This is a genomic window from Brevundimonas sp. (genome assembly GCF_046295595.1).
GTDB lineage: Bacteria > Pseudomonadota > Alphaproteobacteria > Caulobacterales > Caulobacteraceae > Brevundimonas.
Genome location: NZ_JBKBMX010000008.1, coordinates 33,472 through 50,787 on the forward strand (window position 1 = coordinate 33,472; position 17,316 = coordinate 50,787).

Annotated in this window: 14 protein-coding genes; 8 read left to right on the forward strand and 6 right to left on the reverse strand. The window is 70.2% G+C overall.

The features are described from left to right. Position 1: 1 nt before the first annotated feature. The gene (locus ACK4JY_RS07355; RefSeq protein ID WP_409604256.1) at positions 2-2,296 is read right to left on the reverse strand and encodes a GH92 family glycosyl hydrolase; all 2,295 of its coding nucleotides are present in this window, start codon (positions 2,294-2,296) and stop codon (positions 2-4) included. 186 nt (positions 2,297-2,482) lie between these two features. On the opposite strand from ACK4JY_RS07355, the gene ACK4JY_RS07360 reads away from it, so the two are divergent. After that, entirely contained in the window at positions 2,483-3,382 is a 900-nt protein-coding gene (locus ACK4JY_RS07360; RefSeq protein ID WP_409604258.1) for an ROK family protein, read from the forward strand. 259 nt (positions 3,383-3,641) lie between these two features. Here the strand turns inward: ACK4JY_RS07360 and ACK4JY_RS07365 are convergent, their stop codons facing one another. From ACK4JY_RS07365 to tpiA, 3 genes are all read right to left on the reverse strand, one after another. Beyond that, a complete protein-coding gene (locus ACK4JY_RS07365; protein WP_409604260.1) occupies positions 3,642-5,294 on the reverse strand; it encodes a CTP synthase in 1,653 nt (550 codons plus the stop codon). A gap of 89 nt (positions 5,295-5,383) precedes the next feature. Further along, the gene (gene secG / locus ACK4JY_RS07370) at positions 5,384-5,797 is read right to left on the reverse strand and encodes a preprotein translocase subunit SecG (protein WP_409604262.1); all 414 of its coding nucleotides are present in this window, start codon (positions 5,795-5,797) and stop codon (positions 5,384-5,386) included. 104 nt (positions 5,798-5,901) lie between these two features. After that, complete coding sequence (gene tpiA, locus ACK4JY_RS07375) at positions 5,902-6,654, reverse strand: triose-phosphate isomerase (protein ID WP_409604264.1); 753 nt, start codon at positions 6,652-6,654, stop codon at positions 5,902-5,904. Positions 6,655-6,795: 141 nt separating this feature from the next. Here tpiA and ACK4JY_RS07380 point away from each other — a divergent pair, with 141 nt between their 5' ends. Further along, positions 6,796-8,718: a peptidyl-prolyl cis-trans isomerase gene (locus ACK4JY_RS07380; protein ID WP_409604266.1), complete on the forward strand. Its 1,923-nt coding sequence runs from the start codon at positions 6,796-6,798 to the stop codon at positions 8,716-8,718. Continuing rightward, positions 8,715-10,232, forward strand: a complete 1,518-nt coding sequence (trpE, locus tag ACK4JY_RS07385) for an anthranilate synthase component I (RefSeq protein WP_409604268.1) — start codon at positions 8,715-8,717, stop codon at positions 10,230-10,232. The genes ACK4JY_RS07380 and trpE overlap by 4 nt, the downstream gene beginning before the upstream one ends. On the opposite strand, the gene ACK4JY_RS07390 is transcribed toward trpE, so the two are convergent. Further along, a complete protein-coding gene (locus ACK4JY_RS07390; protein WP_409604270.1) occupies positions 10,208-10,402 on the reverse strand; it encodes a peptidoglycan-binding protein in 195 nt (64 codons plus the stop codon). The genes trpE and ACK4JY_RS07390 overlap by 25 nt on opposite strands. Before the next feature lie 104 nt (positions 10,403-10,506). Between ACK4JY_RS07390 and ACK4JY_RS07395 the strand changes: the two genes are divergently transcribed. The 4 genes from ACK4JY_RS07395 (at position 10,507) to lexA (ending at position 13,708) form a co-directional block, all read left to right on the forward strand. Continuing rightward, the gene (locus tag ACK4JY_RS07395) at positions 10,507-11,097 is read left to right on the forward strand and encodes an anthranilate synthase component II (RefSeq protein ID WP_409604272.1); all 591 of its coding nucleotides are present in this window, start codon (positions 10,507-10,509) and stop codon (positions 11,095-11,097) included. A gap of 1 nt (position 11,098) precedes the next feature. Beyond that, complete coding sequence (trpD, locus tag ACK4JY_RS07400; RefSeq protein ID WP_409604273.1) at positions 11,099-12,133, forward strand: anthranilate phosphoribosyltransferase; 1,035 nt, start codon at positions 11,099-11,101, stop codon at positions 12,131-12,133. Continuing rightward, positions 12,130-12,921, forward strand: a complete 792-nt coding sequence (gene trpC / locus ACK4JY_RS07405; RefSeq protein ID WP_409604275.1) for an indole-3-glycerol phosphate synthase TrpC — start codon at positions 12,130-12,132, stop codon at positions 12,919-12,921. The genes trpD and trpC overlap by 4 nt, the downstream gene beginning before the upstream one ends. A 94-nt stretch (positions 12,922-13,015) precedes the next feature. Beyond that, positions 13,016-13,708, forward strand: coding sequence for a transcriptional repressor LexA (lexA, locus tag ACK4JY_RS07410; protein WP_409604277.1), 693 nt, complete (start codon positions 13,016-13,018; stop codon positions 13,706-13,708). On the opposite strand, the gene ACK4JY_RS07415 is transcribed toward lexA, so the two are convergent. Next, complete coding sequence (locus ACK4JY_RS07415; RefSeq protein WP_409604279.1) at positions 13,689-15,827, reverse strand: ComEC/Rec2 family competence protein; 2,139 nt, start codon at positions 15,825-15,827, stop codon at positions 13,689-13,691. The genes lexA and ACK4JY_RS07415 overlap by 20 nt on opposite strands. 28 nt (positions 15,828-15,855) lie before the next feature. Between ACK4JY_RS07415 and gltX the strand changes: the two genes are divergently transcribed. Next, complete coding sequence (gene gltX, locus ACK4JY_RS07420) at positions 15,856-17,280, forward strand: glutamate--tRNA ligase (RefSeq protein ID WP_409604281.1); 1,425 nt, start codon at positions 15,856-15,858, stop codon at positions 17,278-17,280. Positions 17,281-17,316: the final 36 nt, after the last annotated feature.

The window sequence follows — 17,316 nt, forward strand, 5'->3', positions numbered from 1 at the left end:
CTCAGTTCCCCGTGCTCAGCGAATACGGCCGCGCCTCCGCGCCCACGCCCCACGTCGTGTTCGGCTCCGCCCCCATGACGAAGCGCAGTTCGCCGCCGGCGACGATCTCGTCATGGCCGATCCACGTCCGCGTCAGCGGGCGGCCATTCAGGGTGACCGACTGGACGTAGAGGTTCTCGTCGGCCAGCCCCTCGGTCGAGATCACGAAGCGCTTGCCGTCGGGCAGGTTCAGCACCGTGCGGTCGGTGAAGGGGCGGCCGATGACGTACTGGCCGGAGCCCGGAGCCACCGGATAGAAGCCCATGGCCGTGAACATCAGCCACGCCGACATCTGGCCGACGTCGTCATTGCCGCTGAGGCCGTCGCGCGTGGCGCGGTACTGGCTGTCGACGATCTGCTTCAGCCGCGCCTGGGTGCGCCACGGGGCGCCGGCCCAGGCGTACATATAGGCGGCGTGGTGGCTGGGTTCGTTGCCGTGGATGTACTGGCCGATCAGGCCGGCGATGTCCTCGGCGTGGGAATAGTCGAGGCCGGTGTTGTCGTATTCGAACATGGCGTCGAGCTTGGTCACCGTCGCCGCGTCGCCGCCCATGGCGGTGATCAGGCCGGCCGGGTCGTGCGGCACGAACCACGAATACTGCCACGCGTTGCCCTCGGTGTAGTCGGATCCGTAGTTGATCGCGGTGGCGTCGAAGGGCTCGCGGAACGACCCGTCGGCGAGGCGGGCGCGGACGAAACGGGTCTCGCCGTCGAAGGTGTTCTTCCAGAAGCCGGCGCGGCGATCGAATTCGGTGACCACGTCGGCCCGGCCCAGCCGCTCGGCCATGCGGGCGATGGTCCAGTCGTCATAGGCGTATTCGACGGTCTTGGACGCCGCTTCGGGCTCGCGGTCGATGGGGACGTAGCCGAGGTCCATATAGTCGCCGAGCCCGCCGTAGGGCCGGTAGGTGGCGCTGGCGATCATGGCCTCCAGCGCGGCCTCGCCGTCGATGCCCGGGATGCCCTTCAGGTACGCATCGGCGATGACCGGGACGGCGTGATAGCCGATCATCGTCCAGGTCTCCTGACCGTGGAAGGCCCAGACCGGCAGGATGCCGTACGGGCTGACCCGCTGGGCCGCGATCAGGGAGTTGACCATGTCGGCGTTGCGCGACGGCGGCGCGACCAGGGTCAGCAGCGGATGCTGGGCGCGGAAGGTGTCCCACAGGCTGAAGGTCGAGTGGACGGTGAAGTCGGCGTCGTGGACCTGCTGGTCCGGCCCGCGCCAGCGGCCGTCGGCGTCGCCGTGAACCGAGGGGGCGATCAGGGTGTGATAGAGGGCGGTGTAGAGGCTGGTGCGCATCTCCGGCGCGGCCTCGATCTCGACGGCCCCGAGCGCCTCTTCCCATGAGGCGCGGGTCGCGGCGCGGCGGGCGTCGAAATCGAACCCCTGCCCTTCCGAGTCGAGATTGCCGATGGCGCCGGCCTCGTCGACCGAGGAGATGGCGACCTTGACCAGCAGCGGCCCGGACAGTTCGCCGAAGTCAAAGGCGGCCTGCAGCGCCCGGCCCTGGATCTGCGCGCGGTCGTCGGCGGCCCGGCCCGGCTGACGGAAGCCGTTGTAGGGAATGGCCTCCTCGCGATTGCGGACCTCGTAGCCGACGACAGGCTGGGAGAACCGCATGGCGAAATAGAGCTGGCGGCCGGGGGCCCAGCCGCGGGTCTCGCGGAAGCCGGTGACCGTGCCGTCCGGATGCACCCGGATGCGCGACCACAGCACCTTGCCCGGGTAGTCGTAGATGGAGTACCGCAGGTCCAGCAGGATGCGGGCCGGCCGGCCGGCAGGGAAACTGTAGCGATGCACCCCGGTGCGCACTCCGGCCGTCAGTTCGGCGCGCACGCCGCTGTCGGTCAGGTCGACGGTGTAATAGCCGGGCTCGGCCTGTTCGGAGGCCTTGTCATAGCGCGAGCGATAGCCGGAGCCCGGCTGGGCCGGGTCGCCGACATCCCATTTGATCTCGCCCGAAAGGGGCGTGATCAGCACATCGCCGAGATCGGAATGGCCGGTGCCTGAAAAGTGGGTGTGCGAGAAGCCCATGATGGTCTGGTCGTCCGAGCGATAGCCGGAGGCCCAGTCATAGGACTGGCGAAAGGGCTTGTAGTCGGTGTCGGGGCTGAGCTGGACCATGCCGAACGGAGCGACGGCGCCCGGGAAAACATGCCCCTTGCCAAGGGTGCCGATGAAGGGATCGACCGATTCAAAGGCTGACGGCTCCGTTGGGGTCTGCGCCTGGACCGCTCCAGCCAAACATGCCACGGCTATCGTCACCGCCCGACCGAATCCCCGCATCGCTCGCCCCTGTATGACCGTCGCGCCGCACCCATTTCTCGCGGCCGGAATCGGCGCAGGATGGTCCGATATCGCCTCGCCGTCACCTCCTCTCCGGTTCGCCGGAGATGATCGCGGCGGCTGACGGGCCCGGAACGAGATCGGAGAACGCGTATGCCGGACGACGGGAGGCCAGTCATCGCCGGAGTAGAGCTGGGCGGCACCAAATGCGTATGTCTGTTGGCCACCGGCCCGGACGACGTTCGCGACCAGGTGCAGATCGCCACGACGACGCCGGAGGAGACGCTGGGGGAAATCCGGAAGGTGCTGGCCCGCTGGTATCAGGGGCCCGGCTTTTCGGCCCTCGGCGTCGGCAGTTTCGGGCCGCTGGAACTGGACCGGCGGCGGCCGGATTTCGGCTCCATCGTGACGACGCCGAAGCCAGGCTGGAACAATACGGACCTGACTTGCCTCGCTGAGGGGTTCGACGGGCCCGTCGGGATCAACACCGACGTCAACGGCGCGGCCCTCGCCGAGGGGCGCTGGGGGGCGGCCCAAGGCCTCCGATCATTCGCCTATGTCACGGTCGGCACGGGGATCGGGGTAGGCTCAATCGTCAACGGGCAGTCCGTCCACGGTCTGGGACATGGCGAGGCGGGGCATGTCCGCGTCGGCCGGATCGTCAGCGACAACTGGCCGGGCAGTTGCCCCTATCATGGCGACTGCGTCGAAGGACTGGCCGCCGGCCCGGCGCTGGAGGCCAGGACGGGCCGGCGGGGCGAAACACTGGCCGCCGACGATCCGGCCTGGGAGATGGTGGTGCAGGCCCTCGGCGGGCTGCTGCATACCCTGGTTCTGACGACCGCGCCGGAGCGCATCCTGATCGGCGGCGGCATATTTGCGGGACAGGAGCATCTGTTTCCGCGTCTGCGTCAGGCCCTGCTTCGCAGTCTCGCCGGCTATGCGACGGCGCAGCGGATCGCCGGGATGATCGACGACTTCGTCACTCCGCCAGGGCTCGGCACCATGGCGGGTCCGCTGGGCGCCGTCGCCATTGGAGCCAAGACCCCGTGACCTGACCGGCGGGCGACCGGACTCCTATTGTCGCTGACCAATCAGCGGCCTACGGTAGACGCCCCCTTGGGACCGGATCCGATGTTCGAGGCTCTACGCTGCGCCCGCAAAGGCCACGTTTTCGTGGACAGCCGAAGTCAACCGGGCACGCAGGTCTGTGTCCGATGCCACCAGCGGCGGCAGTTTGAAGGCTTGATTCACACGCCCAAAGACCGCGAGGATCCCGGGAGCGTCTGACAACCCTGCGGTCTGGCGGCTCTCAGACCAGCCGGCTCTGAACCACCGCGGCCTCGATGAAGCCGGCGAATAGCGGGTGCGGCGCGAACGGGCGGCTCTTCAGTTCCGGGTGGTATTGCACGCCGATGAACCACGGATGATCCTCGCGCTCGACTGTTTCGGGCAGGACGCCGTCGGGCGACAGGCCGGCGAAGACCAGACCGGCCTTCTGCTCGACCGCCTCGCGGTAGTTGATGTTGACCTCGTAGCGGTGGCGGTGGCGTTCGCTGATGGTCGTAGAGCCATACATGCCGGCGATCTTCGATCCGGGCTTGAGGGTCGAGTCATAGGCGCCGAGCCGCATGGTGCCGCCGAGGTCGCCGCCTGACTGGCGCTTCACCCGCTCATTGCCCTGGGTCCATTCGGTCATCAGGCCGACCACCGGCTCAGAAGTGGGACCGAATTCGGTGGAAGAGGCTTCGGGGAAGCCGGCGAGGTTCCGGGCCGCCTCGATCACCGCCATCTGCATGCCGAAACAGATGCCGAAATAGGGGATGTTGCGCTCGCGGGCGAAGCGCGCCGCCTGGATCTTGCCCTCCGCCCCGCGAGAGCCGAAGCCGCCGGGCACGAGGATGGCGTGGGCGCCCTGCAGGCGGGCGTCGCAGGCCTCGCGGTCGCCCTCGAACGTCCCGGCCTCGACCCAGTCGATGTTGACCTTGACGTTGTTGGCCACGCCGCCGTGGTGCAGCGCCTCGATCAGGGATTTGTAGGCGTCCTTGAGGACGGTGTATTTGCCGACCACGGCCACGGTGACCTCGCCGTCCGGGTGCAGACGGCGGCGGGCGATCTCGGTCCAGCGCGACAGGTCGGGCGCCGGGGCGTCGGTGATGCCGAAATGGGCCAGGACCTCGGCGTCGAGGCCTTCCTGGTGGTAGTCCAGCGGCACGGCGTAGATGTCGGCCGAGTCCATGGCCTGGATGACGCCGCTTTCGCGCACGTTGCAGAACAGGCCGATCTTGCGCTTTTCCTCGGGCGGGATCGGATATTCGCAGCGGCACAGCAGGATATCGGGCTGGATGCCGATCGAGCGCAGCTCCTTGACCGAATGCTGCGTCGGCTTGGTCTTCATCTCGCCGGCGGTCTTGATGAAGGGCAGCAGCGTCAGGTGGACGAAGCAGGACTGGCCGCGCGGCAGGTCCTGGCCCAACTGACGGATGGCCTCGAAGAACGGCAGGCCCTCGATGTCGCCGACCGTTCCGCCGATCTCGACCAGCACGAAGTCGACATCGTCGCCGTCGTCGGTCAGCGCCGGGGTCAGGCAGAACTGTTTGATCTGGTCGGTGACGTGCGGAATCACCTGCACCGTCGCGCCCAGATAGTCGCCGCGCCGCTCCTTCTCGAGGATGGTCGAATAGATGCGGCCGGTGGTGATATTGTCCGACTTGGCCGCCGAGACGCCGGTGAACCGCTCGTAGTGGCCGAGGTCGAGGTCGGTCTCTGCCCCGTCGTCGGTAACGAACACCTCGCCGTGCTGATACGGGCTCATCGTGCCCGGATCGACGTTCAGATAGGGGTCAAGCTTGCGCAGACGCACCTTGTAGCCGCGCGCTTGCAGGAGCGCGCCAAGAGCGGCGGAAGCGAGGCCTTTTCCCAACGAGGAAACCACGCCGCCGGTGATGAACACGTAACGGGCCATGGGAGATCACTCTACCGCTGATTCGAGCGGCGTATTGCGGAGACTATGAGGGCGGGAGCGGAAGGCGGGGATAAGGTCCCCGCTCATCCCTACTGCGCCGGTGCGGGTTGGGCGGGGGCCGGTTCGGCGGCGGGCGCCGAGCTGAGGAAGTCGTCCAGCGACGGGCCGGCCGGCTGGGCCGGGGCCGCGGCGGGATCGGCCGGGGCGGTCGCGGCGCCGGCGGGCGGCGTGGCCAGGGCGCCGACGGCGTCCGGATCGACGATCGACTGGTTCGAACGGCTGATATTGCCGACGATGGTCAGGCCGATGGCGCAGGCGAAGAAGGCGCCCGCCAGCCACCATGTCGTCACCGTCAGCAGATTGCCGGCGCCGCGGGCGGTCATGAAGCCCGACGGGCCGCCGCCCATGCCCAAGGCGCCGCCTTCGGAGCGCTGAAGCAGGATCACGCCGGCGAGCGCGACCGAGATGAGAATCATGGCGACGAGGAGAATGGTCTGGAGCATGGCGGCCGATATGTGTGGCGCGAAGCGGCGCCGATCAAGCGGCGGCGTCTAACATTGATGGCGGGCGGGGGAAAGGCAGGAGTGCGAAGTGGCCGTGGCCCCGCTCACGCCGCCCGGATGATGCCGAGGAAATCAGCCGCCTTGAGCGAGGCGCCGCCGACCAGCGCGCCGCCGACCTCGGGCACGGCGAGGATGGCGCGGGCGTTGTCCGGCTTGACCGAGCCGCCATACAGGATCGGCGCCGGCGCGCTGGCCAGGCCGAGCCGTTCGATCATGGCTGCCCGGACCGCCCGGTGGACCTCCTCGATCTGCGCCAGCGTCGGGGTCAGGCCGGTGCCGATGGCCCAGACGGGTTCGTAGGCAACGGCGAAATCCCGGCCGACCACGGCCTTGGGCAGGGAATTCATCACCTGGTCGCGGACCACTTCGACCGCCCGGCCCGCCTCGCGCTGTTCAACCGTCTCGCCGACGCAGACGATGGGGGCCAGTCCGGCGCGGATCGCAGCCTCGGCCTTGGCGGACACCAGCAGATCGGTTTCGCCGAACTCCTGTCGGCGTTCGGAATGGCCGACGATGACCAGGCCCGCGCCGGCGTCCTTCAGCATTTCGGCCGAGACGCCCCCCGTATAGGCGCCGTGGGCCTCGGCCCGGCAATCCTGGCCGCCGACCTCGATCGGGCAGCCCCGGACCGCGCCGGCGAGGCGGCTGATCAGGGTCGAGGGCGGGCAGACGGCGACCCGGCAGGACGGCGGTTCGGCCTGGAGGGCGAGCGTCAGCTCACCGATGACGGCGTCGAGATCGGCGGCGAGGCCGTTCATTTTCCAGTTGCCGGCGATCAACTTCACGGATTGTTTCATCGCGCCTGTCTAGGCGGAGGATCTCGCCAAGCCAAGCCGTCGGTCGGGGTCTGTCCGTCGCCATTGTCTTGCCGTGCTGGCCCGTCACCCCCTATAGGCCGGAGCGACTGTCGTCGCCGCCATCCGCCCAGGACCGCTTCCATGATCTCCATGTTCCGCAATTTCGCGAAGTCGAAGTGGGCGATCGGCCTGCTGGTGCTCACCGCCCTGGGGCTGTTGATCACCGGCGGCACCCAGACCGACCTGCTGGGCAGCCTGCAGGCGCCCAAGGTCATCTCGGCCGGCGAACGCAGCGTCAGCCCGACGGAGTTCCGGGCGCAGATGGACCGCCAGCTGGAGCAGATCCAGCAGCAGCAGGGCCGCGCCGTCACCTATGAGGAACTGCTCGCCCAGGCCGATCTGACCGCCCTGCTGAAGAGCCAGGCGGACCAGCTGGGCTTCTTCGCCTGGGCCTGGAAGGCGGGCATCCGTCCGGGGAACGAGCTGATCCTGCGCCAGATCCGGGCCATTCCGGCCTTCTTCGATCCGGTGACCAACCAGTTCGACGAGAATCTTTACAAGACCCGCCTCGCCGAGGCGAACATGACGCCCGAACTGCTGGAGCGGGAAGCCCGCGACCAGTACAGCCGGGCCCACTATGGCTCAGCCCTCGTCACCGGCCTGCGCCTGCCGCGCATCTATGGCGCCATGTACGCCAACCTGAACCAGCAGACCCGCGACGGCAGCTGGTTCATCCTGACCCAGGAGATGGCCGGGACAGCCCCGGCGCCGACCGACGCCCAGCTGAATTCCTTCATCAGCCAGAACGCCGCCAGCCTGCGCACCCCCGAGCTGCGGTCCGGCTCGCTGGTCATCTTCAGCAGCCCGGCCGACCAGACCATCGCCATCGACGACGAGGCGATCCAGCGCCGCTTCGAATTCCGCAAGGACGCCCTGTCCCTGCCCGAGCGCCGCACCTTCGCCACCCTGACGGCGCCGACCCAGGCCGCCGCCGACCGCATCGCCGCCGCCCTGCGCGCCGGCCAGTCTCCGGCCGCCGTCGGCCAGGCCAATGACCTGCAGCCGGCCGAATACGCCGACACGCCGCGCAGCGCGATCGGCGATCCGGCCGTCGCCGCCGCCGTGTTCGGCCTCGGCGTCGATCAGGTCTCCGCCCCGGTGCAGGCCCGGGTCGGCTTCGTCGTCGCCAAGGTGACCGGCGTGACCCCGGGGCGTGAAGTCACCCTCGCCGATGTGCGCGAACAGATCGTCGAGGAACTGCGCGGCCAGGAAGCCCGCGGCGCCATCGCCCGCCGCGTCGAGGCCTTCGAAGCCGCGCGCCGGGAGGGCAAGAGCGTCGACGACGCCGTCCGCGAGGTCGGCGCCCGGATCGTCCAGATCCCCGCCGTCACCAAGGAAGGCCGCAATCGGGAGGGCCAGCAGCTCAATGTTCCGGCCCCGGTGCTGGAAGGCCTGTGGAAGCTGACCGAGGGACGCGCCAGCGAGCCCACCGGCCTCGGCGAAGGCCAGTATTTCGTGGTTCGCGTCGATGACATCACGCCCGCCGCCATGCCGTCGCTGGACTCGGTGCGCGAGACGGTGACCCGGGCCTGGACGGCGCGCGAGAACGTGCGTCTGTTGTCGGCCCGTTCGGACGCGCTGATGGCCCGTCTGCGCGCCGGCGAGGACTTCGCCGCCGTGGCCGCCTCGACCGGCGCGACCGTTGTGCGCCGGACCGGCGTCCGTCAGGACGAAGCCTCGGCTGCCGAACTCGGTCAGGGTGTGATGAGCGGCCTGTTCAACAGCGAGCTCGGCAAGCCGTTCTCGCAACCCCAGTCCGAAACCGGCATCGCCATCGGGCGCGTCGACCGGATCACCCCGCCAACGCCGGCTCTGGCCGCGGAAGAGGCCCAGGAGTGGCGGACGCGTCTCGGCGAGGCCACGGGCGACCCGCTGTTCGCCGCCGCCGTGACGGCCGCCGCCGAGCGCACCAAGGCGACCTACAACGAGGAGACGGCCCGGCTGGCGCTCGGCCTTCCGGCGACCGCGGCCCCGGCGACCCCGGCGACGCCGGCAGGGCGATGAGCGCAGCGGACGGCGCGCCCTCCCGCGCCGCCTTCGGGCGCGGTTGGTCCGACGGCCGTCCGCAGGTCGTCGTCCGCCGCCTCGTGGACGACCTCGAGACTCCGGTCTCGGCCTTTCTGAAGGTCGGGCACGGCCGCGCCCACGCCTTCCTGCTGGAGTCGGTCGAGGGCGGCGCTGTCAACGGCCGCTATTCGATCATCACCCGCGAGCCGGACGTGGTCTGGCGCTGTCGCGACGGCCGGGCCGAACTGGCGCGGGGCGCCGGCGTGGATGCCGGAACCTGGGAGGCGGAAGCGGACGACCCGTTGACCTCGCTTCGCCGCCTGATCGCCGCGTCCCGCTTCGACCTGCCGGCGGACCTGCCGCCGATGGCCGCCGGCCTGTTCGGGGTTTTCGGCTATGACATGGTGCGGCTGCTGGAGCCGCTGGGCGCGCCCAATCCCGATCCGCTGGACCTGCCCGACGCCGTCCTCACCCGGCCGGCGCTGGTCGCCATCTTCGATTCGGTGAAGCACGAGATCGTGCTGGTCTCGGCCGCCTATCCCGACAGCGGCCTGTCGGCCGACGCGGCGTTCGACGCCGCCGTGACGCGGCTGGACGTGTTCGAGGCGGAGCTGCGCGCGCCCCTGCCCGCCCTGCCCGCGCCGGTTCGGGCGGACGCCCCTCCGTTCCGCTCGCCGGTCGACGAGCCCGCGTTCGGCGCCATGGTGGCCCGGGCCAAGGACTACATCGCCGCCGGCGACATCTTCCAGGTGGTGCTGAGCCACCGCTTCGCCGCGCCGTGGGCCGGCGATCCGTTCGCCTTCTACCGCTCGCTGCGGCGGCGCAATCCGTCGCCCTATCTGTTCTTCCTCGACTTCGGCGACTTCCAGCTGGCCGGCTCCAGCCCGGAGATTCTGGTGCGTCTGAAGGACGGCCGGGTCACCATCCGCCCGCTGGCCGGAACGCGCGCCCGCGGCGAGACGCCCGAGCAAGACCGAGCGCTGGAGGTCGAACTGCTGGCCGATCCGAAGGAGCGGGCCGAGCATCTGATGCTGCTGGATCTGGGCCGCAACGACGTCGGCCGGGTCGCCGCCCCGGGTACGGTCGAGGTGATGGAGAGCTTCAAGGTGGAGCGCTACAGCTCTGTCATGCATATTGTTTCCGAAGTGCAGGGGCAGGCCGATCCGCGTCTCGACGCCGTGGATACGCTACTGGCCGCCCTGCCCGCCGGGACCCTGTCCGGGGCGCCCAAGGTGCGGGCCATGGAGATCATCGACGAGCTGGAGGGCGAGAAGCGCGGCGTCGGCTACGGCGGCGGCGTCGGCTATATCTCGGCCGGCGGCGAGGCCGATATCTGCATCGTGCTCAGGACCGCCCTGTTCGCCGACGGCAAGATCCATGTCCAGGCCGGGGCGGGCGTGGTCGCCGACAGCGATCCGGCCGCCGAATACGCCGAGACCCGGGCCAAGGCGCGGGCTCCGATCGGCGCGGCCGAAGACGCCTGGCGCTATCCGTTCGGCAACAGGGGCTGAGCCAAGGGCGGTTCCTCGAAGCGGACGCCGGGGCCCAGCACCATGACGCCGGCCATCATCACCGCCGCCGTCGCCGCGAGGGCGGCCGCGCCGAAGGTCGCCCATGGGCTCGCCCGACGGACCGGCGCGGTCAGCAGGCCGCGGGCCCTGTCGATACTGGTGTCGGCCATGCGCGCCCCTCCGCTCAAGCGCCCAGTTCGCCCGATCGTGGTTAACGAAGACTTACCCGCGCGCCTGCTTGGCGCGGCCTCCCGCACCGCCTAGAAGCCGAAGCATGATCCTCGTCGTCGACAACTACGACAGCTTTACCTGGAACCTCGTCCACTACCTCGCGGAACTGGGCGCGGAGACGCGCGTGGTCCGCAACGACGACCTGACGGCGGCCGAAGCCTTCGCCCTGAAGCCTGAGGCCCTGCTCCTGTCGCCGGGCCCCTGCACGCCCAACGAAGCCGGCATCTGCCTGGCCTTGATCGACACCGCCCCGCTCGAGATGCCGATCTTCGGCGTCTGCCTCGGCCATCAGGCCATGGGTCAGGCGTTCGGCGGCGACGTCATCCGGGCCAAGACGCTGATGCACGGCAAGACCTCGCCGATCGAACATGCCGGCAAGAGCGTCTTCGCCGGCCTGCCGGCCCCGTTCACGGCGACGCGCTACCATTCGCTGGCGGTGAAGCGGGAGACCCTGCCGGACGTGCTGGAGGTCACCGCCTGGACCGCCGACGGCGAGATCATGGGGCTGGCGCACCGGACGCGGCCGATCCACGGCGTGCAGTTCCACCCGGAGTCGATCGCCACCGAGCATGGCCACGATCTGCTGGCCAATTTCCTCGACCTGGCGAACATCAAGCGCACGGCGATGGTCTGAGGTGGCCGACGGGTTCAAGCCCCTGCTGGCCCGGCTGGTCGACGGCCAGGTGCTGTCGGACGCGGAGGCGCACGCCTTCTTCGCCGCCTGTCTGAGGGGCGAGCCGACCCCGGCCCAGGTCGCCGCCGCCGTCACCGCCCTGCGCATCCGCGGCGAGACGGTGGGCGAGATCGCCGCCTTCGCCACGGCCATGCGCGACGCGGCGATGACGCTGGAGCACCCGTACGAGGTCATCGACACCTGCGGCACCGGCGGCGACGGCCAGCACACCTTCAACATCTCGACGGCGGCGGCGCTGGTCCTCGCCGGGGCGGGGCTCAAGGTGGCCAAGCACGGCAATCGCGCGCTGAGCTCGAAGTCGGGGTCGTCGGACGTCTTGTCCGTGCTGGGCGTCAATCTCGCGGCGACGCCGGCGCAGCAGCGGCGATCTCTGGATCAGGCCGGCATCGCCTTCCTGTTCGCCCCCACCTACCACGGAGCCATGCGCCACGTCGGGCCGGTCCGCGCCGAGATCGGTTTCCGTACGGTTTTCAATCTTCTGGGACCGCTTTCGAACCCGGCGAAGGCGAAGCGGCAGGTGATGGGGGTCTATGATCCGCGCCTGCTGGAGCCGCTGGCGGAGGTGCTGGGCCGGCTCGGCGCCGAGCGCGCCTGGACCGTCCATGGGCAGGGGCTGGACGAGCTGACCACCACGGGCGCGACCGAGGTGGCGGAGTGGAAGGACGGGGCGGTGCGCCGCTTCACCGTCACGCCCGAGGACGCCGGCTTGCCGCGCGCCGACCTCGCCGACCTGCGCGGCGGCGACGCCGAAGGGAACGCCGCGGCCTTGCGGGCCCTGCTGGACGGGGCGCCGGGGGCCTATCGCGACATCGTGCTGCTGAATGCGGCGGCGGCGCTGGTCGTCGGCGACAAGGCGGCGGACCTGGCCGAGGGCGCGGCGCTGGCGGCGGCGGTCGTCGACGACGGCCGGGCGGCCCAGGCGCTGGCCGATCTGGTCGAGGCCACCAACACAGCGATCGAGGAAGAACCCGCGTGACCGATGTTCTGACCCGGATCGCCGCCTACAAGCGCGACGAGGTCGCGGCGCGCAAGGCCGGGCTGTCGCAGGACGCGATCGAGGCGCGGGCGCGACAGGCCTCGGCCCCGCGCGGTTTCCGCGCCGCGCTGGAACGCCACGTCGAGGAGACCGGCCGTCCGGCGCTGATCGCCGAGATCAAGAAGGCCAGCCCGTCCAAGGGGCTGATTCGCGCGGATTTCGATCCGCCGGCGCTGGCAAAGGCCTATGAGCGCGGCGGCGCCTCCTGTCTGTCGGTGCTGACCGACGGACCCAGCTTCCAGGGAGACGACGCCTTCCTGGGGCAGGCGCGCGCGGCGACCGCCCTGCCCTGTCTGCGCAAGGATTTCGTCGTCGATCCGTGGCAGGTGGCCGAAAGCCGGGCCCTCGGCGCCGACTGCATCCTGATCATCCTCGCCATGATCGACGACGCCCTCGCCGCCGACCTGCTGGCGGAGGCGCGGCGGTACGGCATGGACGCCCTGATCGAGACCCATGACGAGGCCGAGATGGCCCGCGCCTGCAAGCTGGGCGGCGATCTGGTGGGCATCAACAACCGTTCGCTGCGGACCTTCGAGGTCGATCTGGAGATCACCGAGCGGCTGGCCATGCTCAGCCCGGTGCGGGCCCTGCTGGTGGCGGAGAGCGGCATCTTCACCCCGGAAGACGTGGCGCGGGTGTCGGCGGCGCATGCCCAGGCGGTGCTGGTCGGCGAGAGCCTGATGCGGCAGGCGGACGTGGAGGCGGCGACGCGGGCGCTGCTCCGGTAACCGGACCTTAACCGGAACAGCACAGGAACACCTTGTGGACGTTTGCGGTTTGTTCCGCTAGCGTTCCCGGAACGGGATTCGCCTCGAGGTCGCCATGCTCACGCGCAAACAGCACGAACTGCTGATGTTCATCCACGAACGGATCAAGGAGACCGGCGTGTCTCCCTCGTTCGACGAGATGAAGGAGGCGCTGGATCTGGCGTCCAAATCGGGCATCCACCGGCTGATCACTGCGCTGGAGGAGCGCGGCTTCATCCGCCGGCTGGCGCACCGGGCGCGGGCGCTGGAGGTGGTCAAGCTGCCGGACCAGGCCACGGCGGGCGCGCCACGCGGCCGCGCCGGCTTCACCCCCGGCGTGATCGAGGGCGGCGGACGGCCGATGGCCGCCGAACCGGCCAATGACACGCGCGAGCTGTCGCTGATGGGCAAGATCGCCGCTGGCACGCCGATCGCCGCCATCGAACACGAGACCGCCCGCTATCCGGTGCCGGAAGCCATGCTGGGCGCGGGCGAACACTATCTGCTCGAGATCGAGGGCGACTCGATGATCGAGGCCGGCATTCTCAACGGCGACATGGTGATCATCAAATCGGTCGACACCGCTAATTCCGGCGAGATCGTCGTGGCTCTGGTGGAGGGTGAGGAAGCGACCCTCAAGCGGTTGCGGAAAAAGGGCGGCTCGATCGCCCTGGAGCCCGCCAACCGCAACTATGAGACCCGCATCTTCGGACCGGACCAGGTCGAGGTGCAGGGCAAGCTGGTCGGGCTCATCCGCCGCTATCACTGAGATTGGGCTCTGCGAAGCGGCTCCACGGCCGGTCGCCGCGAACCTGCGCCGACCAGACGGCGCGCCAGCGGTTCGCCGCCGGCGGACCCTCGCGCCACAGTTCGACCGCGCCGCCGCCGGCATGGTCGAGGCCGTCCAGCACCAGCCGGCCTTCGCATGACGCCGGCAGGACAGGCGCCATCGCCCTCAGGCTGACGACGGGCGCGGCGCGGCACAGGGCGTCGATCTGCTCGACCGACGGCGCCCGCCGACCCCACCACAGGGCCAGGGGACCGGCGCCGGCCGTCGCCGGCGCGCAGGACACGCGGGTGCAGGTCCACGACCCGGTCGGCGGCTCCACCGGGCTGACGCCGCGACGCCGCGACCAGACATCGACCGCGAACTGGCGCACGCCGGGCCGGGCCACGACCGCCTCCCCCGCCTCGACCCAAACGGCCTGGGTCCCGCCGTCACCGATCCACAGGTCCGGTGTCGGCGCGCGCGGCCACAGCATGACCGCCGCCGCGAACGGCAGGCCCAGCCAGCGCAACGGCCCTCGCCACAGGCAGCAGAACAGCACGCCGAGAAAGGCGATCGGCAGCACATAGTCCGGCGCGCTGGCCACCGTCCGCACCGCGCCGGGCAGGCTCGCGGTCCAGGTTCCGATGGCCAGCATCAGCTCGATGCCGCGCGCCGCCAGCCACAGGAAGGGCGCCCCGAGCCCCAGCGGCTCCAGCAAGGCGCCCAGCGCCAGCGCCGGCATGATGAGGAAGTCCGACACCGGCGCGGTCGCCAGATTGGCGGCGAGCCCATAGACGGCGGTGCGGTTGAAATGTTGCATCGCGAACGGCCCCGTGGCCGCCCCGGCCACGAGGCTGGCGAGGACGGCCGCCCCGATCCAGGCCCCGGCGCGCTGGACCAGTAGGATCGGCAGGGGGGCCGATATCTCGCGCGGTCGCACCGGCCAGGCCTCGACCAGGGCGACCAGCGCCGCCGTGGCCGCGAATGACATCTGGAAGCCCGGCGTGACGATGGCCTCGGGCTGCAGCAGCAGGACGACGAAGGCGGCGACGGAGAGGGCGTGCATGGTGATCGCCTGGCGGTCCAGCAGGATGGCGAGGAAGGCGATCGAGGCGGTGATCGCCGCCCGCTCGGCCGGCGGCGGCGCGCCGGAAATGACCAGATAGGTCCCGACCGCCAGCAGGCCGCCCCAGGCCGCCACCTTCTTGCCGGACACGCGCAGCGCCAGCCACGGCCAGGCGGCGACCAGGAGGCGCACGAGAAAGAAGGCGAACCCGCCGACGACCGCCATATGCAGGCCCGAGATCGACAGGATGTGGGCCAGGCCCGAGTCGCGCATCACCTCGACATCGGCCGGGTCGAGCCAGGCCTCGTGCCCCGTCGTCATGGCCGCGGCGATGCCGCCGGCTCGCTCGCCCTGCCGCGCCACGATCCGTTTGGCCAGATCATAACGCAGGCCGTTGACCGCCATCGCCGCGCGCACACGCCACGGCGGCTCTGGCAGCGTCGTCGGCCTGGCCTCGCCGAGCCCGAAGGCGACGCCGCCCATCGACTGGAAATACGCATTGCGGCCGAAGTCATAAGCCCCCGGACTGGCCGGCGCCGGCGGCGGGTTGAGAAGGGCGAACAGCCGCACCGCCTCGCCCGGCTCCGGCGCGGCGCCCCGCACCGTGGCGCGCAACCGTACCGGGGTATCCTCCGGCGCGACGCCGCGGATTCGCACCGGGGCGATGACCACGCGCGGCCCGGCGGCGCCGGGGCTGTCGACATCCATGACCCACCCCTCGACCACGGTGGGTTCGGCCAGGGCCCGAGCGATCGGGGCGGCGACGGCGTCGGTTCGTAGTTTGGCGAGCGTCATGCCGAGGGCGAAACAGGCCAGCAGCATCAACGGCAAGGTCCGAAGGCGCGACAGCCTTGCCCGCCTCCCCGCCAGCCAGGCACCGCCACTCAGGGCCGCCGCCAGCAGCAACGGCCACGCCGCGGGCTCTGACTTGAGCGAGAAATAGACCGCGCAGCCGCCGCCCAGGGCCACCGGCGCCCACAGCCGCCAGCGCAACGACTGGCGGATAACCTGGGTGCGCAGAAATCCGGCGACACGCGCGGTGAGGCTGGGCATTGCCGGAGCGGGCGGTATAACCCCCGCCATGACCTCCCCGTCCACCTCCGCCCCCGAAGTCGTCACCCGCTTCGCCCCCTCGCCCACCGGCTTTCTGCACATAGGGGGCGCCCGCACGGCGCTTTTCAACTATTTGTATGCGAAGCGGCACAACGGCAGGTTCCTCGTGCGGGTCGAGGACACCGACCGGGAGCGCTCGACCGACGCGGCGGTCGAGGCGATTTTCGACGGTCTGAGCTGGCTCGGCCTGTTCCCCGACGGCGAGCCGGTGTTCCAGCACGCCCGCGCTGACCGGCACCGCGAGGTGGCTGACATCCTGCTGGAGACCGGCCACGCCTATCGCGACTTCCTCAGCGCCGAGGAGACCGGTGCCCTGCGCGACGCCGCCAAGGCCGAGGGCCGCACCTTCGAGTCGCCGTGGCGCGACCGCGCGCCGACGGTGGACGATCTGGCCAAGCCGCATACGGTGCGCTTCCGCCGCCCCGCCGACAGCGCCGTGCTGGTCGAGGACGCGGTCCAGGGCCCGGTGCGCTGGGAGTCGGCCTTGCTCGACGATCTGGTGATCCTGCGCTCGGATGGCGCGCCGACCTACAATCTCGCCGTGGTGGTCGACGACCACGACATGGGGGTGACGCACGTCATCCGCGGCGACGACCATCTCAACAACGCGGCGCGACAGAGCCTGATCTATGACGCGCTTGGCTGGCCACGGCCGACCTTCGCCCACATCCCGCTGATCCACGGTCCCGACGGGGCCAAGCTGTCCAAGCGGCACGGGGCGCAGGCGGTGCATGAGTACGCCGAAATGGGCTATCTGCCCGAGGCCATGCGCAACTATCTGACCCGGCTGGGCTGGGCCCATGGCGACGAGGAACTATTCTCCGACGCCCAGGCCATGGCCTGGTTCGACCTGTCGGGGGTGGGCAAGGCCCCGGCGCGGCTCGACTTCGACAAGCTGGCCCACGTCAACGCCCACTGGATGCGGCTGGCCGATGACGACCGGCTGGCGAAACTGACGCTGGACGTCCACCTCGGCTGCGGACACGTCCTCGGGCCGGATGACGAGGCCCGGCTGACCCAAGCCATGCCGTTCGTGAAGGACCGGGCGAAAACCACGCTCGAACTGGCCGACCAGACCGCCTTCGTCCTCAAGACCCGACCGATCGGGATCGAGCCCAAGGGCCGCGATCTGCTGGCCGGCGAGGCGGGCGAGCGTATCGGCCGGCTGCGCGACCGCCTCGCCCTGTTCGAAAGCTGGGACGTCTTCGCGCTGGAGGCGGAGCTCAAGGCCTTCGCCGAGGAAGAGGCCGTCGGCTTCGGCAAGATCGGCCCGCCGGCGCGGGCGGCCCTGACCGGAGGCTCGGCCTCACCGGATATTGCGAAGACTTTGGCGGCTCTGGGGCGGGAAGAAAGCCTCGGGCGTTTGAATGATGCGCTGCAACAGACTATCTGACGTCCACACCGAAACTCGATCCGCCGCCTCCGTCGC

Coding starts and splice junctions, on each gene's coding strand:
- ACK4JY_RS07360 (WP_409604258.1), top strand. CDS start 2,483: ATGCCGGACGACGGGAGGCCAGTCATCGCCGGAGTAGAGCTGGGCGGC.
- ACK4JY_RS07365 (WP_409604260.1), bottom strand. CDS start 5,294: ATGGCCCGTTACGTGTTCATCACCGGCGGCGTGGTTTCCTCGTTGGGA.
- secG (WP_409604262.1), bottom strand. CDS start 5,797: ATGCTCCAGACCATTCTCCTCGTCGCCATGATTCTCATCTCGGTCGCG.
- tpiA (WP_409604264.1), bottom strand. CDS start 6,654: ATGAAACAATCCGTGAAGTTGATCGCCGGCAACTGGAAAATGAACGGC.
- ACK4JY_RS07380 (WP_409604266.1), top strand. CDS start 6,796: ATGATCTCCATGTTCCGCAATTTCGCGAAGTCGAAGTGGGCGATCGGC.
- trpE (WP_409604268.1), top strand. CDS start 8,715: ATGAGCGCAGCGGACGGCGCGCCCTCCCGCGCCGCCTTCGGGCGCGGT.
- ACK4JY_RS07390 (WP_409604270.1), bottom strand. CDS start 10,402: ATGGCCGACACCAGTATCGACAGGGCCCGCGGCCTGCTGACCGCGCCG.
- ACK4JY_RS07395 (WP_409604272.1), top strand. CDS start 10,507: ATGATCCTCGTCGTCGACAACTACGACAGCTTTACCTGGAACCTCGTC.
- lexA (WP_409604277.1), top strand. CDS start 13,016: ATGCTCACGCGCAAACAGCACGAACTGCTGATGTTCATCCACGAACGG.
- ACK4JY_RS07415 (WP_409604279.1), bottom strand. CDS start 15,827: ATGCCCAGCCTCACCGCGCGTGTCGCCGGATTTCTGCGCACCCAGGTT.
- gltX (WP_409604281.1), top strand. CDS start 15,856: ATGACCTCCCCGTCCACCTCCGCCCCCGAAGTCGTCACCCGCTTCGCC.